At 52.1% G+C, this 17417-nt stretch carries 11 protein-coding genes; 10 read left to right on the forward strand and 1 reads right to left on the reverse strand.

Annotation, left to right across the window (positions count from 1 at the left end):
• Positions 1-22 precede the first annotated feature (22 nt).
• The 3 genes from argF to argH all read left to right on the forward strand — a co-directional run bounded on the left by argF (position 23) and on the right by argH (position 3883).
• Entirely contained in the window at positions 23-988 is a 966-nt protein-coding gene (argF, locus tag ACFSUF_RS24505; protein WP_377607567.1) for an ornithine carbamoyltransferase, read from the forward strand.
• A 40-nt stretch (positions 989-1028) separates the two neighbouring features.
• On the forward strand, positions 1029-2306 hold the full coding sequence (locus ACFSUF_RS24510; protein ID WP_377607569.1) for an argininosuccinate synthase: 1278 nt from the start codon (positions 1029-1031) through the stop codon (positions 2304-2306).
• A gap of 152 nt (positions 2307-2458) precedes the next feature.
• On the forward strand, positions 2459-3883 hold the full coding sequence (argH, locus tag ACFSUF_RS24515) for an argininosuccinate lyase (RefSeq protein WP_377607571.1): 1425 nt from the start codon (positions 2459-2461) through the stop codon (positions 3881-3883).
• 142 nt (positions 3884-4025) lie between these two features.
• Here argH and ACFSUF_RS24520 read toward each other — a convergent pair whose 3' ends face one another.
• Positions 4026-5627, reverse strand: coding sequence for a VanW family protein (locus tag ACFSUF_RS24520; RefSeq protein ID WP_377607572.1), 1602 nt, complete (start codon positions 5625-5627; stop codon positions 4026-4028).
• Positions 5628-5859: 232 nt separating this feature from the next.
• Between ACFSUF_RS24520 and ftsE the strand changes: the two genes are divergently transcribed.
• The 7 genes from ftsE (at position 5860) to uvrA (ending at position 17281) form a co-directional block, all read left to right on the forward strand.
• A complete protein-coding gene (ftsE, locus tag ACFSUF_RS24525; RefSeq protein WP_377607574.1) occupies positions 5860-6546 on the forward strand; it encodes a cell division ATP-binding protein FtsE in 687 nt (228 codons plus the stop codon).
• A complete protein-coding gene (gene ftsX / locus ACFSUF_RS24530; RefSeq protein WP_377607576.1) occupies positions 6536-7453 on the forward strand; it encodes a permease-like cell division protein FtsX in 918 nt (305 codons plus the stop codon). Before ftsE ends, ftsX begins: the two co-directional genes overlap by 11 nt.
• Positions 7454-7582: 129 nt before the next feature.
• Positions 7583-8860, forward strand: a complete 1278-nt coding sequence (locus ACFSUF_RS24535; protein ID WP_377607578.1) for a murein hydrolase activator EnvC family protein — start codon at positions 7583-7585, stop codon at positions 8858-8860.
• A gap of 115 nt (positions 8861-8975) precedes the next feature.
• Complete coding sequence (locus tag ACFSUF_RS24540) at positions 8976-10421, forward strand: S41 family peptidase (RefSeq protein ID WP_377607580.1); 1446 nt, start codon at positions 8976-8978, stop codon at positions 10419-10421.
• A gap of 142 nt (positions 10422-10563) precedes the next feature.
• Complete coding sequence (locus ACFSUF_RS24545; RefSeq protein WP_377607582.1) at positions 10564-11847, forward strand: PDZ domain-containing protein; 1284 nt, start codon at positions 10564-10566, stop codon at positions 11845-11847.
• 226 nt (positions 11848-12073) lie between these two features.
• Complete coding sequence (gene uvrB, locus ACFSUF_RS24550; RefSeq protein ID WP_377607584.1) at positions 12074-14068, forward strand: excinuclease ABC subunit UvrB; 1995 nt, start codon at positions 12074-12076, stop codon at positions 14066-14068.
• A 30-nt stretch (positions 14069-14098) separates the two neighbouring features.
• On the forward strand, positions 14099-17281 hold the full coding sequence (uvrA, locus tag ACFSUF_RS24555; RefSeq protein ID WP_377607586.1) for an excinuclease ABC subunit UvrA: 3183 nt from the start codon (positions 14099-14101) through the stop codon (positions 17279-17281).
• The last annotated feature ends 136 nt before the right edge of the window (positions 17282-17417 follow it).

Below are 17417 nucleotides of genomic sequence, written 5' to 3' on the forward strand. Positions count from 1 at the left end.
GGGGTAGAAGGGAGCGGTTCCGATGGCAACGGCAAAGGGAGCGACAATTGAGGCGCTGGAACTGGACTTGAAGGGCAGAGATTTTTTGGCTCTTGTGGATTACACACCAGAGGAAATCCGGTACCTGATCGATTCGGCTATAGAAATCAAGAGTAAGCACAAGAACTGCGAGGTATACCAGCCATTGAAAGGGAAAACGCTGGGCATGATTTTCGAGAAATCGTCGACGCGTACGCGGGTTTCTTTTGAAGTGGGCATGTATCAGCTCGGGGGTCAGGCACTGTTCCTTAGTAAGAATGACATCCAGCTCAACCGCGGCGAAACGGTATGGGACACGGCCCAGACCCTTTCGCGTTATTTGGACGGGATCATGATCCGTACGTTTGCCCACAGAAATGTCGTTGACTTGGCCAGAGGAGCAACTGTGCCGGTGATCAACGGATTGACGGACTTGTCTCACCCTTGCCAGGCGCTTGCGGATTACCAGACGGTGCTGGAGCACAAAGGGCGTTTGGATGGGCTGAAAATTGCTTTTATCGGCGACGGGAACAACATGGTGCATTCTTTAATGATCGGGGCGAGCAAGCTGGGCATGCATTTTGCGCTGGCGGCGCCGGAGGGGTACGATGCGGATCCGGAAGTAGTGCAGCTGGCTAAAGAGAACGCTAGTTTGACCGGGGCAACGATTACGCTGACTAGAGACCCGAAAGAAGCAATTGCGGAAGCGGACATTATCTATACGGATGTGTGGGCGAGCATGGGGCAGGAAGAAGAGCAGAAAATTCGTGAGCGCGCCTTCCGCAATTATCAAGTGAACGAGGAACTAGTGAGGTACGCGAAGAAAGATTACTTATTCATGCATTGTCTTCCGGCGCATCGCGGCGAAGAAGTCAGCGCGGGTGTGATTGACGGGGCGCAGTCGATTATTTTTGACCAGGCGGAAAACCGTCTGCATGCACAGAAAGCAATTATGGCAGCTATTTTATAAAACAGATCCCAGCACCGGAACTAATAAAGGAGCGTTATTCATGGCAAAAAATAAAATCGTGCTCGCCTACTCGGGCGGTTTGGATACATCAGTCATTCTGGCTTGGCTAAAAGAAACTTATGATGCCGAAATCATCGCCTTCACTGCGGACATCGGACAAAAGGAAGAGCTGGACGGTCTGGAAGAGAAAGCATTAAGCACAGGCGCTTCCAAAGTTTATATTGATGACCTTCGGGAGGAGTTTGCCCGCGATTTCATCTACCCGATGTTCCAGTCGGGTGCGCTTTATGAGGGACAATACCTGCTCGGTACGTCCATCGCGCGTCCGCTGATCGCGAAACGGATGGTTGAGATTGCGAGGAAGGAAGGCGCTGTTGCTATTGCCCACGGGGCCACGGGAAAAGGGAACGACCAGGTCCGCTTCGAGCTGACCGCGGCTGCCCTGGCGCCGGAGCTTGAGGTTATTGCTCCTTGGCGTCTGGAAGAGTTCCGCGAGCAGTTCCCGGGACGTGCGGAAATGATCGCCTATGCGGAGAAGCACGGGATCCCTGTTCAGGCATCGGCATCGAAGCCGTATTCCATGGATCGCAACCTGCTGCATATCAGCTTTGAGAGCGGCATGCTGGAGGATCCTTGGTTTGACGCAAGCAGCGAAGAGAACGAAGGCATGTATGTGCTGAGCGTATCGCCGGAACGGGCGCCGGATGCGGCGGAGTATGCGGAGTTGGAATTTGAGCGCGGGGACTGCGTGGCAGTTAACGGCGTGAAGCTGGATCCGCTGCAGGTTATGGAGAAGCTGAATGAGTTGGGCGGCAAACACGGCATCGGCCGCGTGGACATGGTAGAGAACCGTTTTGTCGGCATGAAGAGCCGCGGTGTATATGAGACGCCCGGCGGTGCCATTCTATTTGCGGCGCACCGTCGCATGGAATCGCTGACGATGGACCGCGACGTGATGCATCTGCGTGATTCTCTGATTTCGAAGTACAGCCAGCTGGTATACAATGGCTTTTGGTTTGCGCCGGAGCGTCTGGCATTGCAGGCGCTGGTAACGGAGAGCCAGAAGAATGTAACCGGTACGGTACGCGTGAAGCTTTACAAGGGCAATGTCATCGCCGCAGGCGTGAAAAGCCCTGTGAGCCTGTATAATCCGGACATTGCTACGATGGAGGCGGACCCTACACAGGCTTACAATCAAGGCGACGCTGCAGGGTTCATCCGCTTGAATGCTTTACGTTTGAAAGTGGCTTCCGGCGTGGAGCAAAACGCTTCTCAGACCGGCGGTGCTGCTCCAAAGCAGCTTCAGGAACAGAAGTAAGGAACGGGGCGGCCCTTGGGCCGCCTTTGAAATTAGATTTTAGCCGAAATAAGGTGCCTGGGTTCGTTAGCGGATTGATCAGCCTATGCCTACGGGATAGACGGTGCGGTATGCTGCCTTATTGCGGGAAAGACAGTAAAGGAGTGGCGAGAGTGAGCAAGCTATGGGGAGGCCGTTTCACGAAGAAAACGGACCAGTTGGTAGAAGAGTATACGGCTTCGATTCTATTTGATAAAGAATTAGCTGAAGAAGATATCCAAGGCAGTCTGGCGCATGTGACGATGCTGGGCAAATGCGGCATCCTGCCCGCGGCGGACGTGAAGACGATCCAAGACGGGTTAAAGCAAGTATTGGAGCGCATTCGCCGGGGGGAAGCGGAGTTCTCGGTTTCGGATGAGGATATTCACATGAACATTGAGAAGCAGCTGATCGACCTGGTTGGCCCTGTCGGCGGCAAGCTGCATACGGGCCGCAGCCGCAATGATCAGGTGGCAACGGACATGCATCTGTATTTACGCCGCCGCGTTGTGGAGTTTGTCGGGCTGCTGACTTCTCTGCAGGAGGCTCTGCTGGAACAGGCCAAGAACAATATCGACACGATCATCCCTGGGTACACACACCTTCAACGGGCGCAGCCGATCCTGTTCGCTCACCACTTAATGGCTTACGTATCGATGTTCCAGCGCGACATTGAGCGCCTGCAGGACAGCTACAAGCGGATCAATGCGCTGCCGCTGGGTGCAGGAGCGCTCGCCGGAACCACGTTCCCGATCGACCGCCATTTCGTAGCAGCCGAGCTGGGCTTTGACCGCGTGTATGAAAACTCCCTCGATGCGGTCAGCGACCGTGATTTTATTGTGGAGTTCTTGTCCGGTGCAGCACTGATTATGACCCACCTGTCGCGCTTCTGCGAGGAGCTGGTGCTGTGGTCCAGCACGGAGTTCGCTTTCGTGGAGCTCGACGATGCTTTTTGTACAGGAAGCTCTATCATGCCGCAGAAAAAGAATCCGGATGTGGCCGAGCTGGTCCGCGGCAAAACCGGCCGTGTGTATGGCAACCTGATCGGCTTGTTAACCGTGTTGAAGTCGCTGCCTTTGGCCTACAACAAGGACATGCAGGAAGACAAGGAAGGCATGTTCGACACGGTGAAGACGCTCCAAGGGGCTTTGCAGCTTTTCGCCCCGATGGTCGCAACCATGAAGGTGAACCGCGGACGCATGCGCCAGGCGGTCAACAACGACTTCTCCAACGCTACGGATATCGCTGACTATCTGGTGGGGAAAGGCCTGCCATTCCGTCAAGCGCATGAGGTTATCGGCAAAACGGTGCTGTACTGCATCCAAAACGACAAGTACCTGCTGGATTTAAAGCTGGATGAGTTCCTGCAGTTCTCCGAGCTGTTTGATGAGCATATTTACGAAGTGCTGCAGCCTGAGAACGTGGTCAATGCCCGTAATGTGTACGGAGGTACGGCGGCACCGCAGGTCAAGGATGCGATTGCGCGCGCCGAGGCTTCGAACGAACAGGCGCAGGCATGGGTACAGGAGTATTCCGAAAAACAAAAGCAGAACGCATAAACAAGGTAAAGCCCCTTCATTAGTATGAAGGGGCTTTTGTGAGCCGACAGCGGTAAATGGGCCGGATAGGGCGAGGGAGCAAAACGGTGAAAAGTGATGCTGAAACGCGTCAGAAAGGGAATAGGTTTGGCAGCTGAAGTACTTATGGCTCAAGCAGCGCGACCCCGTCCTCTATCACATCAGGCTCCAGACGAGGTTGAACGGATTTCGGCAAAGGAGCTTTTCCGGTATTGGCAGCAATGATAGTGGCTTGCGGCTTGTAGGTGTCCCGTGAGATACGCTCGGTTGCTGCCGTACGGCCGTTCACTTTTTTATAACGATAGGTCTCGACTACATACCCTTCCTTGCCGCGCTGGACCAATTGTTCCGTGCCCAGCGGGATGTACGGGTTGCGTACATATTTGACCGGAGAGGGGATCGTCCTCACTGTTTTGGAGGAGAGCTCGTACTTTACGTTGGCAGGAAGCGTCCCGAACAGCTTGGCGACTACTCTTCCGTTCTGAAGATAGGTGCGGATCACCATATGTTTTCCGGTTGTGTTTTTGAATTTAAAATTAATGTAGCCGCCCGCATAAGTTGCATCCTGCCCTAACGGTGCATAGCTGACAGGAAGGGAATGGTTGCGCCTTTCTACAATTTCCAAGCCGGCCCGCAGCACCGCAACGTACAAGGTACTGGAGATTTGGCAGATGCCGCCGCCGACGCCCGGAACCATCCGTCCGTTAAGGATAACCGGAGCCGGCCGGAAGCCGGAGTTCGTTTCCGCTTGTTTGATGATTTTGGAGTAATCAAACACTTCGCCCGGCGCCAGCATGCTGTCGTATATCTCTTTGGCGGCAGCGCTCATATTAAACTCGCGCCCCGCGGAAGTGCTCTTGATCGGCGTCGAGAACTCCGCGATCTTCCGCTGCACGCCCTGGGCGCGCAGCTCCGCCAGCGTCAGCTCCGGGTCGAGCTGACGCAGCCGCAGCCCCAGCCGCAGTCCCGGCTGGGGCGCCAACCCCGCCCACAACGGCCCGCCTACCCGGGCCGTCAGGGCACGTGCCAGCGCGACCGTGTCCACCCGGTACGCGCTCTTATGCGGCGTATACTCCACACGGTCGTCCGCCGTAATGCGACGCTTCGCGTCCACAGGCTGCTGCTTCGCAAGCTCCGGCCAGGCGGCGTCCGCCGCCCGGCGCATCGCGGCGTCGTCGACGCCGGCCCGCAGCGCCAACTGCTTGTCGAACCGCCAGCGTGCCTTGGCTCTCTCCCACAAAGACCCGACGAACAGCGGCTTAACCCTCGCCGCAAGTTCGTCCTCGTTCCACCGCACGCCCCAATCGGCGGCGGACAGCGTCACCTCTTCATAACGCGCACTCTCAGCGTCTTCATGCCGCAGGGTCTGTACCGCTTCTTTGGAGTTGCTGCTATTCATGGTGTGTTGCCCTTCATGTTGTTGCCCTTCATGTTGTTGCCTTTCATATTGTTGCCCTCCATCCTGCTGCCCTTCATCCGTTCTTCCATCCCCCTCAGCCTCCTTGCTCACCCCAACAGCAACCAACCTCTCCCCCGCCACCTTCACTCTAAAGCTCAATTCCTGTCGAAACATGACATAACTCAACGGCCCAGGCTCCCAGCCGGAAACCGAAACGCCTTTGGGAAGGCGGCCTTGTCCGCCGTACATGACAATCACCAGAAACATCACCAAAGCAATCCCCAACCCAGCCGCAATCACCCAACGGGCACGAACGAATCTATCCAAACAATCACCCCATTTTTCCAGTCCGCCCTAAAAAACTGCAGAGGGCTTATCCACCCATCTTTTACATCTATATGCAGAACTCTGGGAAATTTTCATGGGATTTTAATGTCGAATGGTGACGAACCCGTGCTATAATCAGTAAATGTGGTGAAAAAAGGTAGAAAATAGAGGATTTCCATACTAGTTGTCGAATATACTCTAGCTCGATATTTGATTCCCAGGATGTGATAGAGTGATAGAAATGCAAGATGTCTGGAAGAATTATCCGGACGGCACCCCTGCGCTGAAGGGGATTAACGTCAAGATCGACAAGAATGAATTTGTGTATGTAGTCGGACCCTCCGGAGCGGGGAAGTCCACTTTTATGAAGCTGATATATAGGGAAGAGAAACCTACGAAAGGGCAAATTTCGGTCAACGGTTTTAATCTGGGCAAGTTGAAACAGCGTAAAATCCCTTTTGTCCGGCGGAATATCGGCGTTATATTTCAGGATTTTCGGCTTCTGCCCAAATTGACGGTGTACGAAAATATTGCCTTTGCAATGGAAGTCATAGAGGCGCCTAAGAAGCTGATCCGCAAAAGGACGCTGGAAGTGCTGGATTTGGTCAACCTGAAGGGGAAAGCTGCCAGCCTGCCGGCCCAGTTATCCGGAGGAGAACAGCAGCGGGTGGCGATCGCCAGAGCGATTGTGAACAATCCGTCGGTAATCGTAGCGGACGAGCCTACGGGGAACCTGGATCCGGAAACGTCCTGGGGCATTATGAGGCTGCTGGAGGAAATCAACTTCCGGGGAACGACCATCATTATGGCGACTCACAACAAAGAGATCGTAAACACGATGCGCAAAAGAGTGCTAGCCATAGAGAGCGGCCAGATCGCGCGCGACGAGATACGGGGTGACTACGGCTATGAAGATTAGCACCATGCTGCGTCATGTCCGGGAAGGCGCCAAAAACATTATCCGTAACGGATGGATGTCGTTTGCTTCCATCAGTTCGATTTCCATTTCTCTTTTTATCCTCGGCGTGTTCCTGATTCTTAGCCTTAACGTGAATGCGATGGCCGACCAGATAGAAAGCCAGGTGGAAATCCGGGTATTTCTCGGTCTGGATCTGCCTAAGGAGCAAGCGGACAAAGTACAGCTTGATATCCGGTCGATTCCGGATGTCAGCAAAGTTACATTCGTTTCCAAGGATGAAGGATTGCAGCTATTGAAAGAAAAGCTCGGCGAGGACAATAAGGACATGCTGAACGGCTTCGAGGGCAAGAACAATCCGCTGCCCGATTCCCTGACGGTAGAGGTGAAGGAGCCGACCAAAGTCGGTCAGGTGGCCGAACAGATTGAGGCGTTGAACCAGAATGATCCGAATAAGCCCATCACGCAGGTGAATTACGGCAAAGGTACGGTGGAAGTGCTCTTCAAAGTAACAAGGGCGATCCGCAATATCGGTCTGATTATTGTCGCCGGATTAGGTATCACCGCTATGTTCCTGATTGCGAATACGATTAAATTAACCATTTTAGCCCGCCGCCGTGAAATCGGCATTATGAAGCTGGTAGGTGCTACAAACAGTTTTATCCGCTGGCCGTTTTTCATTGAGGGAGCTTTGCTGGGGATCATCGGTTCTATTATCCCTATTGCTATTCTCGTCTACGGTTACACGGAATTGATCTCTTACTCCCAAATGGAGCTTGGCTTGCTTATGTTCCAGTTGATCCCGGCTGAGGAGATTGCGGTGAACGTCGGGCTGCTACTGTTACTCTTAGGCACGGTCATTGGCATATGGGGAAGTACGATTTCCATACGGAAATTTTTGAAAGTATAGCTATCATCGTTCGAAATTACTAAAGTCTCTAAGTCTATTTACCCATGATAGGATCATTACGAATCGCAAACCTTACGGTGCCGGGCCAGCCTGGTTCCAGGTTGCTAGATCTAAGGAGGAGTATTTGATTTGAAAAAGTTATTCCTGCCTCTGCTGCTTACAGCCGGACTGCTTGCACCGGTAGCTTTACCCTCTCCGGGGTTTGCCGTCTCGGAAATAGATAAGATCAACCAACAGCTCAAAGAGGTCAAAAAACAACAGGAGTCTGCCGCATGGCAGGCACGCCAAGCCGAGAAGAATATCGCCGGAGTGCAGTATAAACGCAAAATTACCGCGCAAGGCCTTGAAGTCCTCATGGGCGAAATTGATAAAGTCGGCAACGCGATGAATGCTTACAACAGCCAGATCGGTGACCGTACGGAGAAACTGCAGAAAACAGGCGAAGAACTTCAGGAAGCAATGAACCGGGTCAAGGAGCGCGACAGCATGCTGCGGGACCGGATCCGCCTGATGTATACGAACGGCTTTGTTTCTTATCTGGACGTATTGTTCAGCTCCACCAGCTTCTCGGATTTTCTTGACCGGTATGATGCTTTGAAATCCATCGTCAATGAAGATAAATCGATCCTTGCTACGAATAAAAAGGACCAGGCTCAGATCGCCGAGCAAAAAAAATCTGTGGAAGCACAGTTGGCTGAAGTGAAACAATTGTATGCCAAGATGGAGGAGCAGCATCAGTACCTGGCTTCCAAGGAACGGGAAAAAGAAGTGATGATCGCCAGCCTTCATGCCCAAGAACATGCATTGGAGGAAATCGGAGAAGAGATGGAGCAAGAGTTGATGCAGCTTGCCCGGAAACGTTCTTCCCTCAATGCCGAGGCCAACAAGATCAAAGAGGAACAAGCCCGGAAACGAAAAGCAGCCGAGGCCAAACGCAGAGCGGCCGAAGCCAAGCGCAATAAAAGACATAGCGTTGCATCTGCTTCAAACAGCGAGTCTTACAGCGGAGGCGAGTTAGCATCCCCACTGCATGGAGGGTTGCGTGTTACTTCCGATTTTGGCTATCGTACGCATCCGGTAACGGGTGAGCGCGAATCCTTCCATAAAGGAGCGGATTTCGGTGCTCCGAACGGAACGCCGATCTATGCGGCGGAGAGCGGAGAGGTCATTGTGGCTCAGTGGTGGAACGGCTACGGGAACTGTGTCATTATCGATCACGGCGGAGGCATGTGGACGGTGTACGGCCATATCCGGAACGGCGGCATCAAAGTAAGTGAGGGCGACATGGTGAAACGCGGCGAAAAGATTGCTGAAGTCGGGTCAACAGGACGTTCGACCGGCAACCATCTTCATTTTGAAGTGCGTATTAATGAAGAGCCTGTGAACCCGCTGCCGTATCTAAGGTAGTGTTCCTGGACCGTCACCTAGCTTCAACCGCCCGAAATAAGTATAATATTCTGTACAAGCGTGCATATACTAAAGGGTATGACAATGGTTGGAAATAAAGGTGGTGTTTACTAGGATGCAGTTTAAAGGACGCACGGTACTGGCTTTTATTCTACTGTCCGTTTTTGCCAGCAGCTTGATCACGTTAACTTTGGTGGACTCTTCCATCTTGGTGCAGCGAGGGCACGCGGAACAGGACCGCCTCAATGCCGGTAAGCTGTCGGCACAGGAAATGAATAAGATGGCTGCCGCATTTGAGCTGATTGAACAGAAATATGTACGTCCGATTGACCGCAAGAAACTGGTAGACGGGGCTATCCACGGAATGGTTTCCGCTTTGGACGACCCATACAGCTCTTATATGGACGAGCAGGAAGCGGAGCAGTTTACGGATAATGTGCAGGGAAGTTTTACCGGCATCGGGGCTGAAGTAACCATGGTGGGCGGCCGTGTAACGGTGGTATCTCCCATTAAAGGCTCTCCGGCTGAGAAAGCGGGCATTCATGCAAAAGATGTTATTCTTTCCGTAAACGGGAATAAGCTCGACGGATTAAAGTTGTCGGATGCTTTGAATTTCATCCGCGGTCCGAAAGGGACGAAAGCTAAAATCATCGTTCTCCGCCAGGGTTCCACGGAACCGACGGAGATTACCCTGGTAAGGGATACGATCGATGTTGAAACTGTGTTCAGCGAAATGATGGACGGTTCGATCGGCAAAATAGAAATCCGCCAGTTCTCCAAAAACACGGGAGAGCGGTTTTTGGAAGACCTGAAGTCGCTGGAGTCCAAAGGTATGAAAGGGCTCATTATAGACGTCAGGAATGACCCGGGCGGCATTCTTCCGGTCGTAGTGCAGATCGCAGAACAGTTTGTGCCGAAAGGCAAAACCATCGTTCAGGTAGAAGACCGGAACAAGAACCGCAAAGCGACGCCTTCCGAAGGAAGCGGGAAGAACTACCCTGTTGTAGTTCTGATTAACAAAGGAAGCGCAAGCGCTTCGGAGATTCTGGCCGCAGCCGTACAGGAAGCCGGAGGCGGTAAGCTGATGGGGGAAACCAGCTTCGGCAAAGGAACTGTGCAGATCAGCTATGGGGAAGAGATGGGCGACGGCAGCATTTTGAAGATGACAATCGCCAAATGGCTGACCCCTAAGGGGAACTGGATTCATGAGAAGGGCATTAAGCCTGACATTCACGTTGACCAGCCTTCTTACTTTACCGTCTCGCCGTTGTCAAAAGAAACTACGCTGGTCGAAGACCAGACCGGCGAAGATGTGAAGAATGCGCAAATCATGCTTGACGGTCTCGGGTTCAAGCCGGGACGCCAGGATGGATACTACAGCAAGTCGACGGCGGAAGCCGTAAGGGTGTTCCAGGAAACTGCGGACCTGCCGGTAACCGGCAAGTTGGATAAGGGGACAGCGGTGAAGCTGGAGGCGGCACTGATCGAACAGATCCGCAAACCGGAGAACGACAAGCAATTGTCGGAAGCTGTAAAGTATTTGCAGGAACAAACCAAATAAACCGGAACGCCGGCGAAGCAGGAAATTCGCTGGGCGGCGTCGAATACCGAGGAAGGTTGGATTCATTCAACCTTCTTTTCATTTTTACCGCCGCTTGTTCGGCGGTGCCGGACGGTTCATTTTGAAAAGGAGAAATGGTCGCATGGAGATTGCATTGGAAGTGTTGCACCGATTTGCAGGCGCTTTTCTGCAGCTGCTGATCCAGCCATTTTATTATATCGGGATCCTGCTGATCGTGCTGCAGTACCGGCGGCAGATTAAATTAGAACGTAAATTGTTTCACACGAAATTGCACTCTTTAGTGGATGAATCTTTACGGACACTGGTGTGGGGCTTTCTTTCCGGGCTTGGGGCTTCCGTTGTGCTGGCCTTTGTCGGGATCGGGCTCAAGATGGAAGTTGTGCTGCTTTTGTGGGCGCTTTCCATTTTATTGATGTTCGTTCGTTCTCGATACTTATGTTTTGCCTATTCGATTGGTCTCTTAGGCATCATACAGTTTATTGTTTCCTTCCTGCCTCAGGCTTTGGAGACTCCAGGGTTTTGGGGTGATATGTTGCGTCTGGTGGATGAGGTGAGCATGCCGGGTCTGCTGGTTCTTGTCGCTGTGGTCCATGCTGTGGAAGCTTTGCTGGTACGCGGCACAGGGGCGAGATCGGCTACGCCGCTGTTTATGGAGAGCAAGCGCGGCAAAGTAGTCGGCGGGTTTCAATTGTATGGCTTCTGGCCCGTTCCGCTGTTTTTGACGGTACCTGCTGCCGATGGCGGAATGTCCGTTAGTTGGCCTACCTTATTTGACGGGCTGCAGGGAGCGGGAGGATGGACGTTTCTGGCCTTTCCGCTGATTATCGGGTTCACAGAAATGACTTGGACCCGACTTCCCAGCCAAAAGGTACGATTAAGCGGATTTCTTTTGTTTGGATACAGTATTGCTGTACTGATTATGGGCTTGGCGGCATGGTACTGGGCTCCATTTACGATCGCCGCTTCGGTTGGCTCCATTGTCCTGCATGAGGCGATGATCCGTTACAGCCTGCGGGTGGAGCATGAAGGTTCCCCTATGTTTGTTCATGACCGGCGCGGACTGATGGTGCTGGATGTGCTGCCAGGCAGCCCGGCGGCTGAACTGGGGATTGTCACTGGAGAACGGATCCATAAAGTGAACGGTGTGAAGGTGACCCGCAAAGAAGATTTACACGCGGCACTAGGTCTTCAATCTGCGTTTTGCAAGCTCGAAGTGATCAACCTGGAAGGCCAGAGCAAATTTGTGCAGCGTGCGCTTTTTGCGGGAGAGCACCATATGCTGGGTGTCATCCTGGCCCCGGACCAGCAGGCTATGTATGTAGTGGACACCAATCAAACGAATCTTTGGACGGTGCTGCGCGGCAAATTGACAGGGCTGTCCCGGAACGGGCCCGCGGATATGTGATAAGGCTCTGCGAAAGCAGGGCTTTTTTGCGTCTATCGGCAGCGTTTATTTGTAAACAATGGTATAGCCGCGGATAGAATGAGATCAGGTGTTTTGCCGTTGTAAAAGATTTGCAACTATTTGCTCAAAAAGGTATAATGGTAAAATGGGAACAAATATTCCTATCCATAATTGACCATATTCATCATGAGTATGAAACTATAGAAGAAACCGGGTGATTGGACGCATGAGCGATGTAGTAATGAGCGATAAGAAGTTTGAACTGGTTTCCGATTTCTCTCCTCAAGGAGACCAACCTGCCGCGATTGAAGAGCTGGTACGCTCCATTCAGTCCGGTCAGAAGCACCAAACCCTGCTGGGAGCGACAGGTACGGGTAAGACGTTTACGGCGGCGCAGGTAATCGCCCAGTTGAACCGGCCGACGCTGGTCATTGCCCACAACAAGACGCTGGCGGCACAGCTTTGCAGCGAGTTTAAGGAATTTTTCCCTAATAATGCTGTGGAGTATTTTGTCAGCTATTACGATTACTATCAGCCGGAAGCTTACATTCCTTCTTCGGATACATTTATTGAGAAGGATTCCAGCATTAACGACGAGATCGATAAGCTCCGACATGCCGCAACAAGCGCTTTGTTTGAACGGCGGGATGTGATTATCGTAGCTTCCGTCTCCTGTATTTACGGTTTGGGTTCTCCGAAAGAGTACTTTGACCTTGTCTTGTCGCTGCGGGTAGGCCAGGAACGGCCGCGCAACGAAATTTTACACAAGCTGATCGACATTCAGTATCAGCGGAACGATATGAACTTTGTGCGCGGTACGTTCCGCGTACGAGGCGATGTGATAGAGATTTTCCCGGCTTCCCGCGGAGAGCAGGCTATTCGTGTAGAATTATTCGGGGACGAGATCGAGCGGATCACCGAAATCGACGTGCTTACGGGTGAAGTGTTGGGCGAAAGGGAACATGTCGCCATTTTCCCGGCATCTCACTTTGTCACCCATGAAAGTACGATGAAGCGCGCACTGGTAAACATCGAACGGGAATTGGAAGAGCGTCTTGAGTACCTGCGTGAGAACGGAAAACTGTTAGAAGCGCAGCGTTTGGAGCAGCGTACCAGGTACGACTTGGAAATGATGGCCGAAATGGGCTTCTGTTCCGGGATCGAGAACTATTCCGGTCCGATGACGTTCCGGGAACGCGGCGAACCTCCATACACGCTGCTAGACTTCTTCCCGAAAGATATGCTGATTGTCGTCGACGAGTCGCACGTGACATTACCGCAAATCCGGGCTATGTACAATGGGGACCAGGCACGGAAGAGCGTGCTTGTAGATCACGGTTTCCGGCTGCCTTCTGCCAAAGACAACCGTCCGCTCCGCTTTGAGGAATTTGAGGAACGGATCAACCAGATCATGTACATTTCCGCTACGCCGGGCCCATATGAATTGGAATTATGCCCTACGATGGCGCAGCAGATTATCCGTCCTACCGGCCTGGTGGATCCTGTCATTGAAATCCGTCCTACCAAGGGGCAGATTGATGACCTGATTGCCGAGATTAATGAGCGCGTAGCAAGGGACGAACGGGTTCTAGTGACTACGCTGACGAAGAAGATGTCGGAAGATCTGACGGATTATATGAAAGAAGTAGGCATCAAGGTGAAATATCTTCACTCGGATATCAAGACACTGGAACGCATGCAGATTTTGCGTGATCTTCGTTTGGGCACGTTCCACGTCCTGATCGGGATCAACCTGCTGAGGGAAGGCCTTGATTTGCCGGAAGTTTCTCTTGTAAGCATTCTGGATGCCGATAAGGAAGGATTCTTACGTTCCGAACGTTCCTTAATTCAAACGATCGGCCGGGCGGCGCGGAATTCCGACGGGCGTGTCATCATGTACGCAGACCGGATTACAGACTCCATGCAGAAAGCGATATCGGAAACCGAACGGCGCCGCACGATTCAGATTGCCTACAACGAGAAACACGGCATCACGCCTCAGACGATCCGCAAGAAGATCCGCGAGGTGATTGAGGCGACGAAAGTGGCGGAGCAGAAGGCGGATTATCTGACCGACCAAGCGGGTAAGATGTCTAAGAAGGACAGAGCTTCGTTAATCGAACGTCTGGAAGCGGAAATGAAAGAGGCAGCGAAGAATCTGCAGTTCGAGCGGGCGGCGGAACTACGAGATGCTTTATTGGAATTAAAAGCACAAAGCTAATGCACGGGTGAGGGGAAGTGGAGAAACAACGTGTCACGGGATAATATTGTGATTAAAGGCGCGCGGGCGCACAATCTGAAGAATATCGACGTAACGATCCCAAGGGATAAGTTTGTCGTGCTCACAGGACTGAGCGGCTCCGGGAAATCGTCCCTTGCATTCGATACGATCTATGCTGAGGGGCAGCGTCGCTATGTGGAGTCTTTGTCCGCTTATGCAAGACAATTTTTGGGGAATATGGAGAAACCGGATGTAGACTCCATCGAGGGGTTGTCTCCGGCTATCTCCATCGATCAGAAGACAACGAGCCGTAACCCGCGTTCCACAGTAGGAACAGTAACGGAAATTTACGACTATTTGCGTTTGTTATTTGCCCGGATCGGCCGGCCGCATTGTCCTATTCATGGGATCGAGATTGCATCGCAAACCGTAGAACAGATGGTTGACCGGATTATGGAATATCCGGAACGTACGAAAATTCAAATTCTGGCTCCGCTCGTTTCCGGAAGGAAGGGCGAACATGCCAAAGTTCTGGCGGATATTCAGAAGGAAGGCTTCGTGCGTGTCCGCGTTAACGGGGAAATCCGTGAAGTAACCGAGAAGATCGAGCTGGAGAAGAACAAGAAGCATAACATCGAGCTTGTGATTGACCGGATCGTAATTAAGGATGAAGTGGAGACTCGCCTGGCCGACTCGATTGAAACCGCCTTGAAGTGGGGCGAAGGCAAGGTGCTGGTCGATGTCATCGATAAGGAAGAGTTGATGTTCAGCTCGAACCTGGCTTGTCCGGAATGCGGATTCAGTATAGATGAACTATCGCCTAGAATGTTCTCCTTTAACAGTCCTTTCGGCGCTTGTGCGGAATGTGACGGGTTAGGCAGCAAGATGATTGTTGATCCGGATCTTTTGGTTCCCGATCCCGGGAAATCGATTGATCAAGGAGCCTTTGAAGCTTGGGCGGGAAGTACGTCTAACTACTATCCGCAATTTTTAGACTCGGTCTGCAAGCATTACGGTATCCCTACGGATAAACCGGTTAAGGATTTAACCCCGGAACAGATGAAGAAGCTGCTGCACGGTACCGGCGGAGAGCGTGTCCGTTTCCGTTATCAGAACGAATTCGGCCACACGAAGGAGGCTATGGTTCCTTTTGAAGGGATTATCAGCAATCTGGAGCGCCGTTACCGCGATACCGCTTCGGAAGGTATCCGTGAATATATCGAGGCTTATATGGCTTCAAAGCCGTGTAACTCCTGTAAAGGAAAGCGTCTGAAACCGGAGATTCTGGCCGTTACGATAGACAGCAAGAACATCTCCGATTTGACGAATGAATCGATCGGTGACGCACAGCTAATTTTCAGTTCGCTTACCCTGACTGAGAAGGAGCGTACGATCGCCAATTTGATACTGAAAGAGATTAATGCACGCTTAGGCTTCCTTGTGAATGTCGGATTGGATTATCTTACGCTTAGCCGCGCTGCGGGAACTTTGTCCGGCGGTGAAGCTCAACGGATACGTCTGGCTACCCAAATCGGTTCCAGCCTGATGGGCGTACTTTATATTCTGGACGAGCCTAGTATCGGTCTTCACCAGAGAGATAACGACCGCTTAATTCAGACATTGGAGCATATGCGGGATCTTGGAAATACCTTGATTGTCGTTGAGCATGACGAAGACACGATGCTGGCGTCCGATTATATTATCGATATCGGCCCGGGAGCTGGGATTCATGGCGGCAATGTGGTGGCACAAGGGACGCCTGCAGAGATTATGAAGGACGATAACTCTTTGACAGGCTTGTATCTCAGCGGGCGCCGGTTCATTCCGGTTCCGAAGAAGCGCCGCAAGACGAACGGCAAGTGGCTGGAAATCCGCGGCGCCAAAGAGAATAACCTGAAGAATGTGAATGTGAAGATTCCTATTGGAGTATTCACAGCTGTAACAGGCGTTTCCGGATCGGGAAAGAGTACGCTTATTAACGAGATTCTGTATAAGACGCTGGCCCGCGACTTGAACCGGGCGAAAGTTCGTCCCGGAGAGCACAAAGAAATCCGCGGGCTTGAGCATATCGAGAAGGTAATTGATATTGACCAGTCGCCGATCGGCAGAACACCGCGGTCGAATCCAGCTACCTATACCGGGGTATTTGATGATATCCGCGATGTCTTTGCCTCCACGAATGAAGCGAAGATGCGCGGATATAAGAAAGGCCGGTTCAGCTTTAATGTGAAGGGCGGCCGGTGTGAGGCTTGCCGCGGTGACGGGATCATTAAAATTGAGATGCACTTCCTGCCGGATGTCTACGTTCCTTGTGAAATCTGCAAAGGCAGCAGGTACAACCGCGAGACGCTGGAAGTAAAGTATAAGAGCAAGAACATCTCCGAAATTTTAGAGTTAACAATTGAAGACTCCTGCGAATTCTTCAAGAACATTCCGAAGATTCACCGGAAATTGAATACCCTTCTGGACGTTGGTCTCGGCTACATGAAGCTGGGGCAGCCTGCAACAACACTGTCCGGCGGGGAAGCACAGCGTGTGAAGTTGGCTGCAGAGCTTTACCGCAGAAGCACAGGCAAGACGCTCTACATTTTGGATGAGCCGACTACCGGTCTTCACATTCACGATATTGAACGCCTGCTTGAAGTGCTGCATCGTCTAGTCGATTCAGGGGAATCCGTTCTTGTTATCGAGCATAACCTTGACGTGATTAAAACAGCCGATTACCTGGTCGATATGGGCCCTGAAGGCGGAAGCGGCGGCGGAACCGTTATTGCATCAGGTACGCCGGAGGATGTGGTGAAGGTAGATATCTCCTATACGGGCCGTTACCTCAAGCCAATTCTGGAGCGTGACCGGAAGCGGACTGATGAAATGGCGGATGAAAATGCAGATACTTCCGATACGAAGAAATCTTCCAAGAAGAAGGGGCCTCAGGCTGCGTCTGCTCCGGAAGAAACCGACATCTCCTTGCATATGGCTGAGGCTGCAGCTGAAGCACAGAATGAAATGGAACGTGCGAAGCATTCGGTCGCTGATTTGGATGTAGAGGAAGCTTTCGATACTGCCCATGATGCTGTGGATGAGACGGCTGATGAGGAAGAGGGCCGCGATCTCGTAGCAGATTTTATCCGTCAAGCGGTGGAGAAGGATCTAGCGAATCAGGTTGCTGAGGAAGAAGAAGATTATGCAATGAAACCATCAAAGAAAAGATAGAATAATTATAAAGGGATAGGCCCCTAAGGGCCCATCCCTTTTTTGATATGAGGAGTATGAAATTTGGAGAATTAACGGCGGTTCGATCACGTCCACGGTAAACAATAAGCGACATGAGCGGCCTCTATCGTCAATA

Origin of the sequence: Paenibacillus gansuensis (assembly GCF_042684925.1) — a bacterium.
GTDB lineage: Bacteria > Bacillota > Bacilli > Paenibacillales > DY6 > Paenibacillus_N > Paenibacillus_N gansuensis.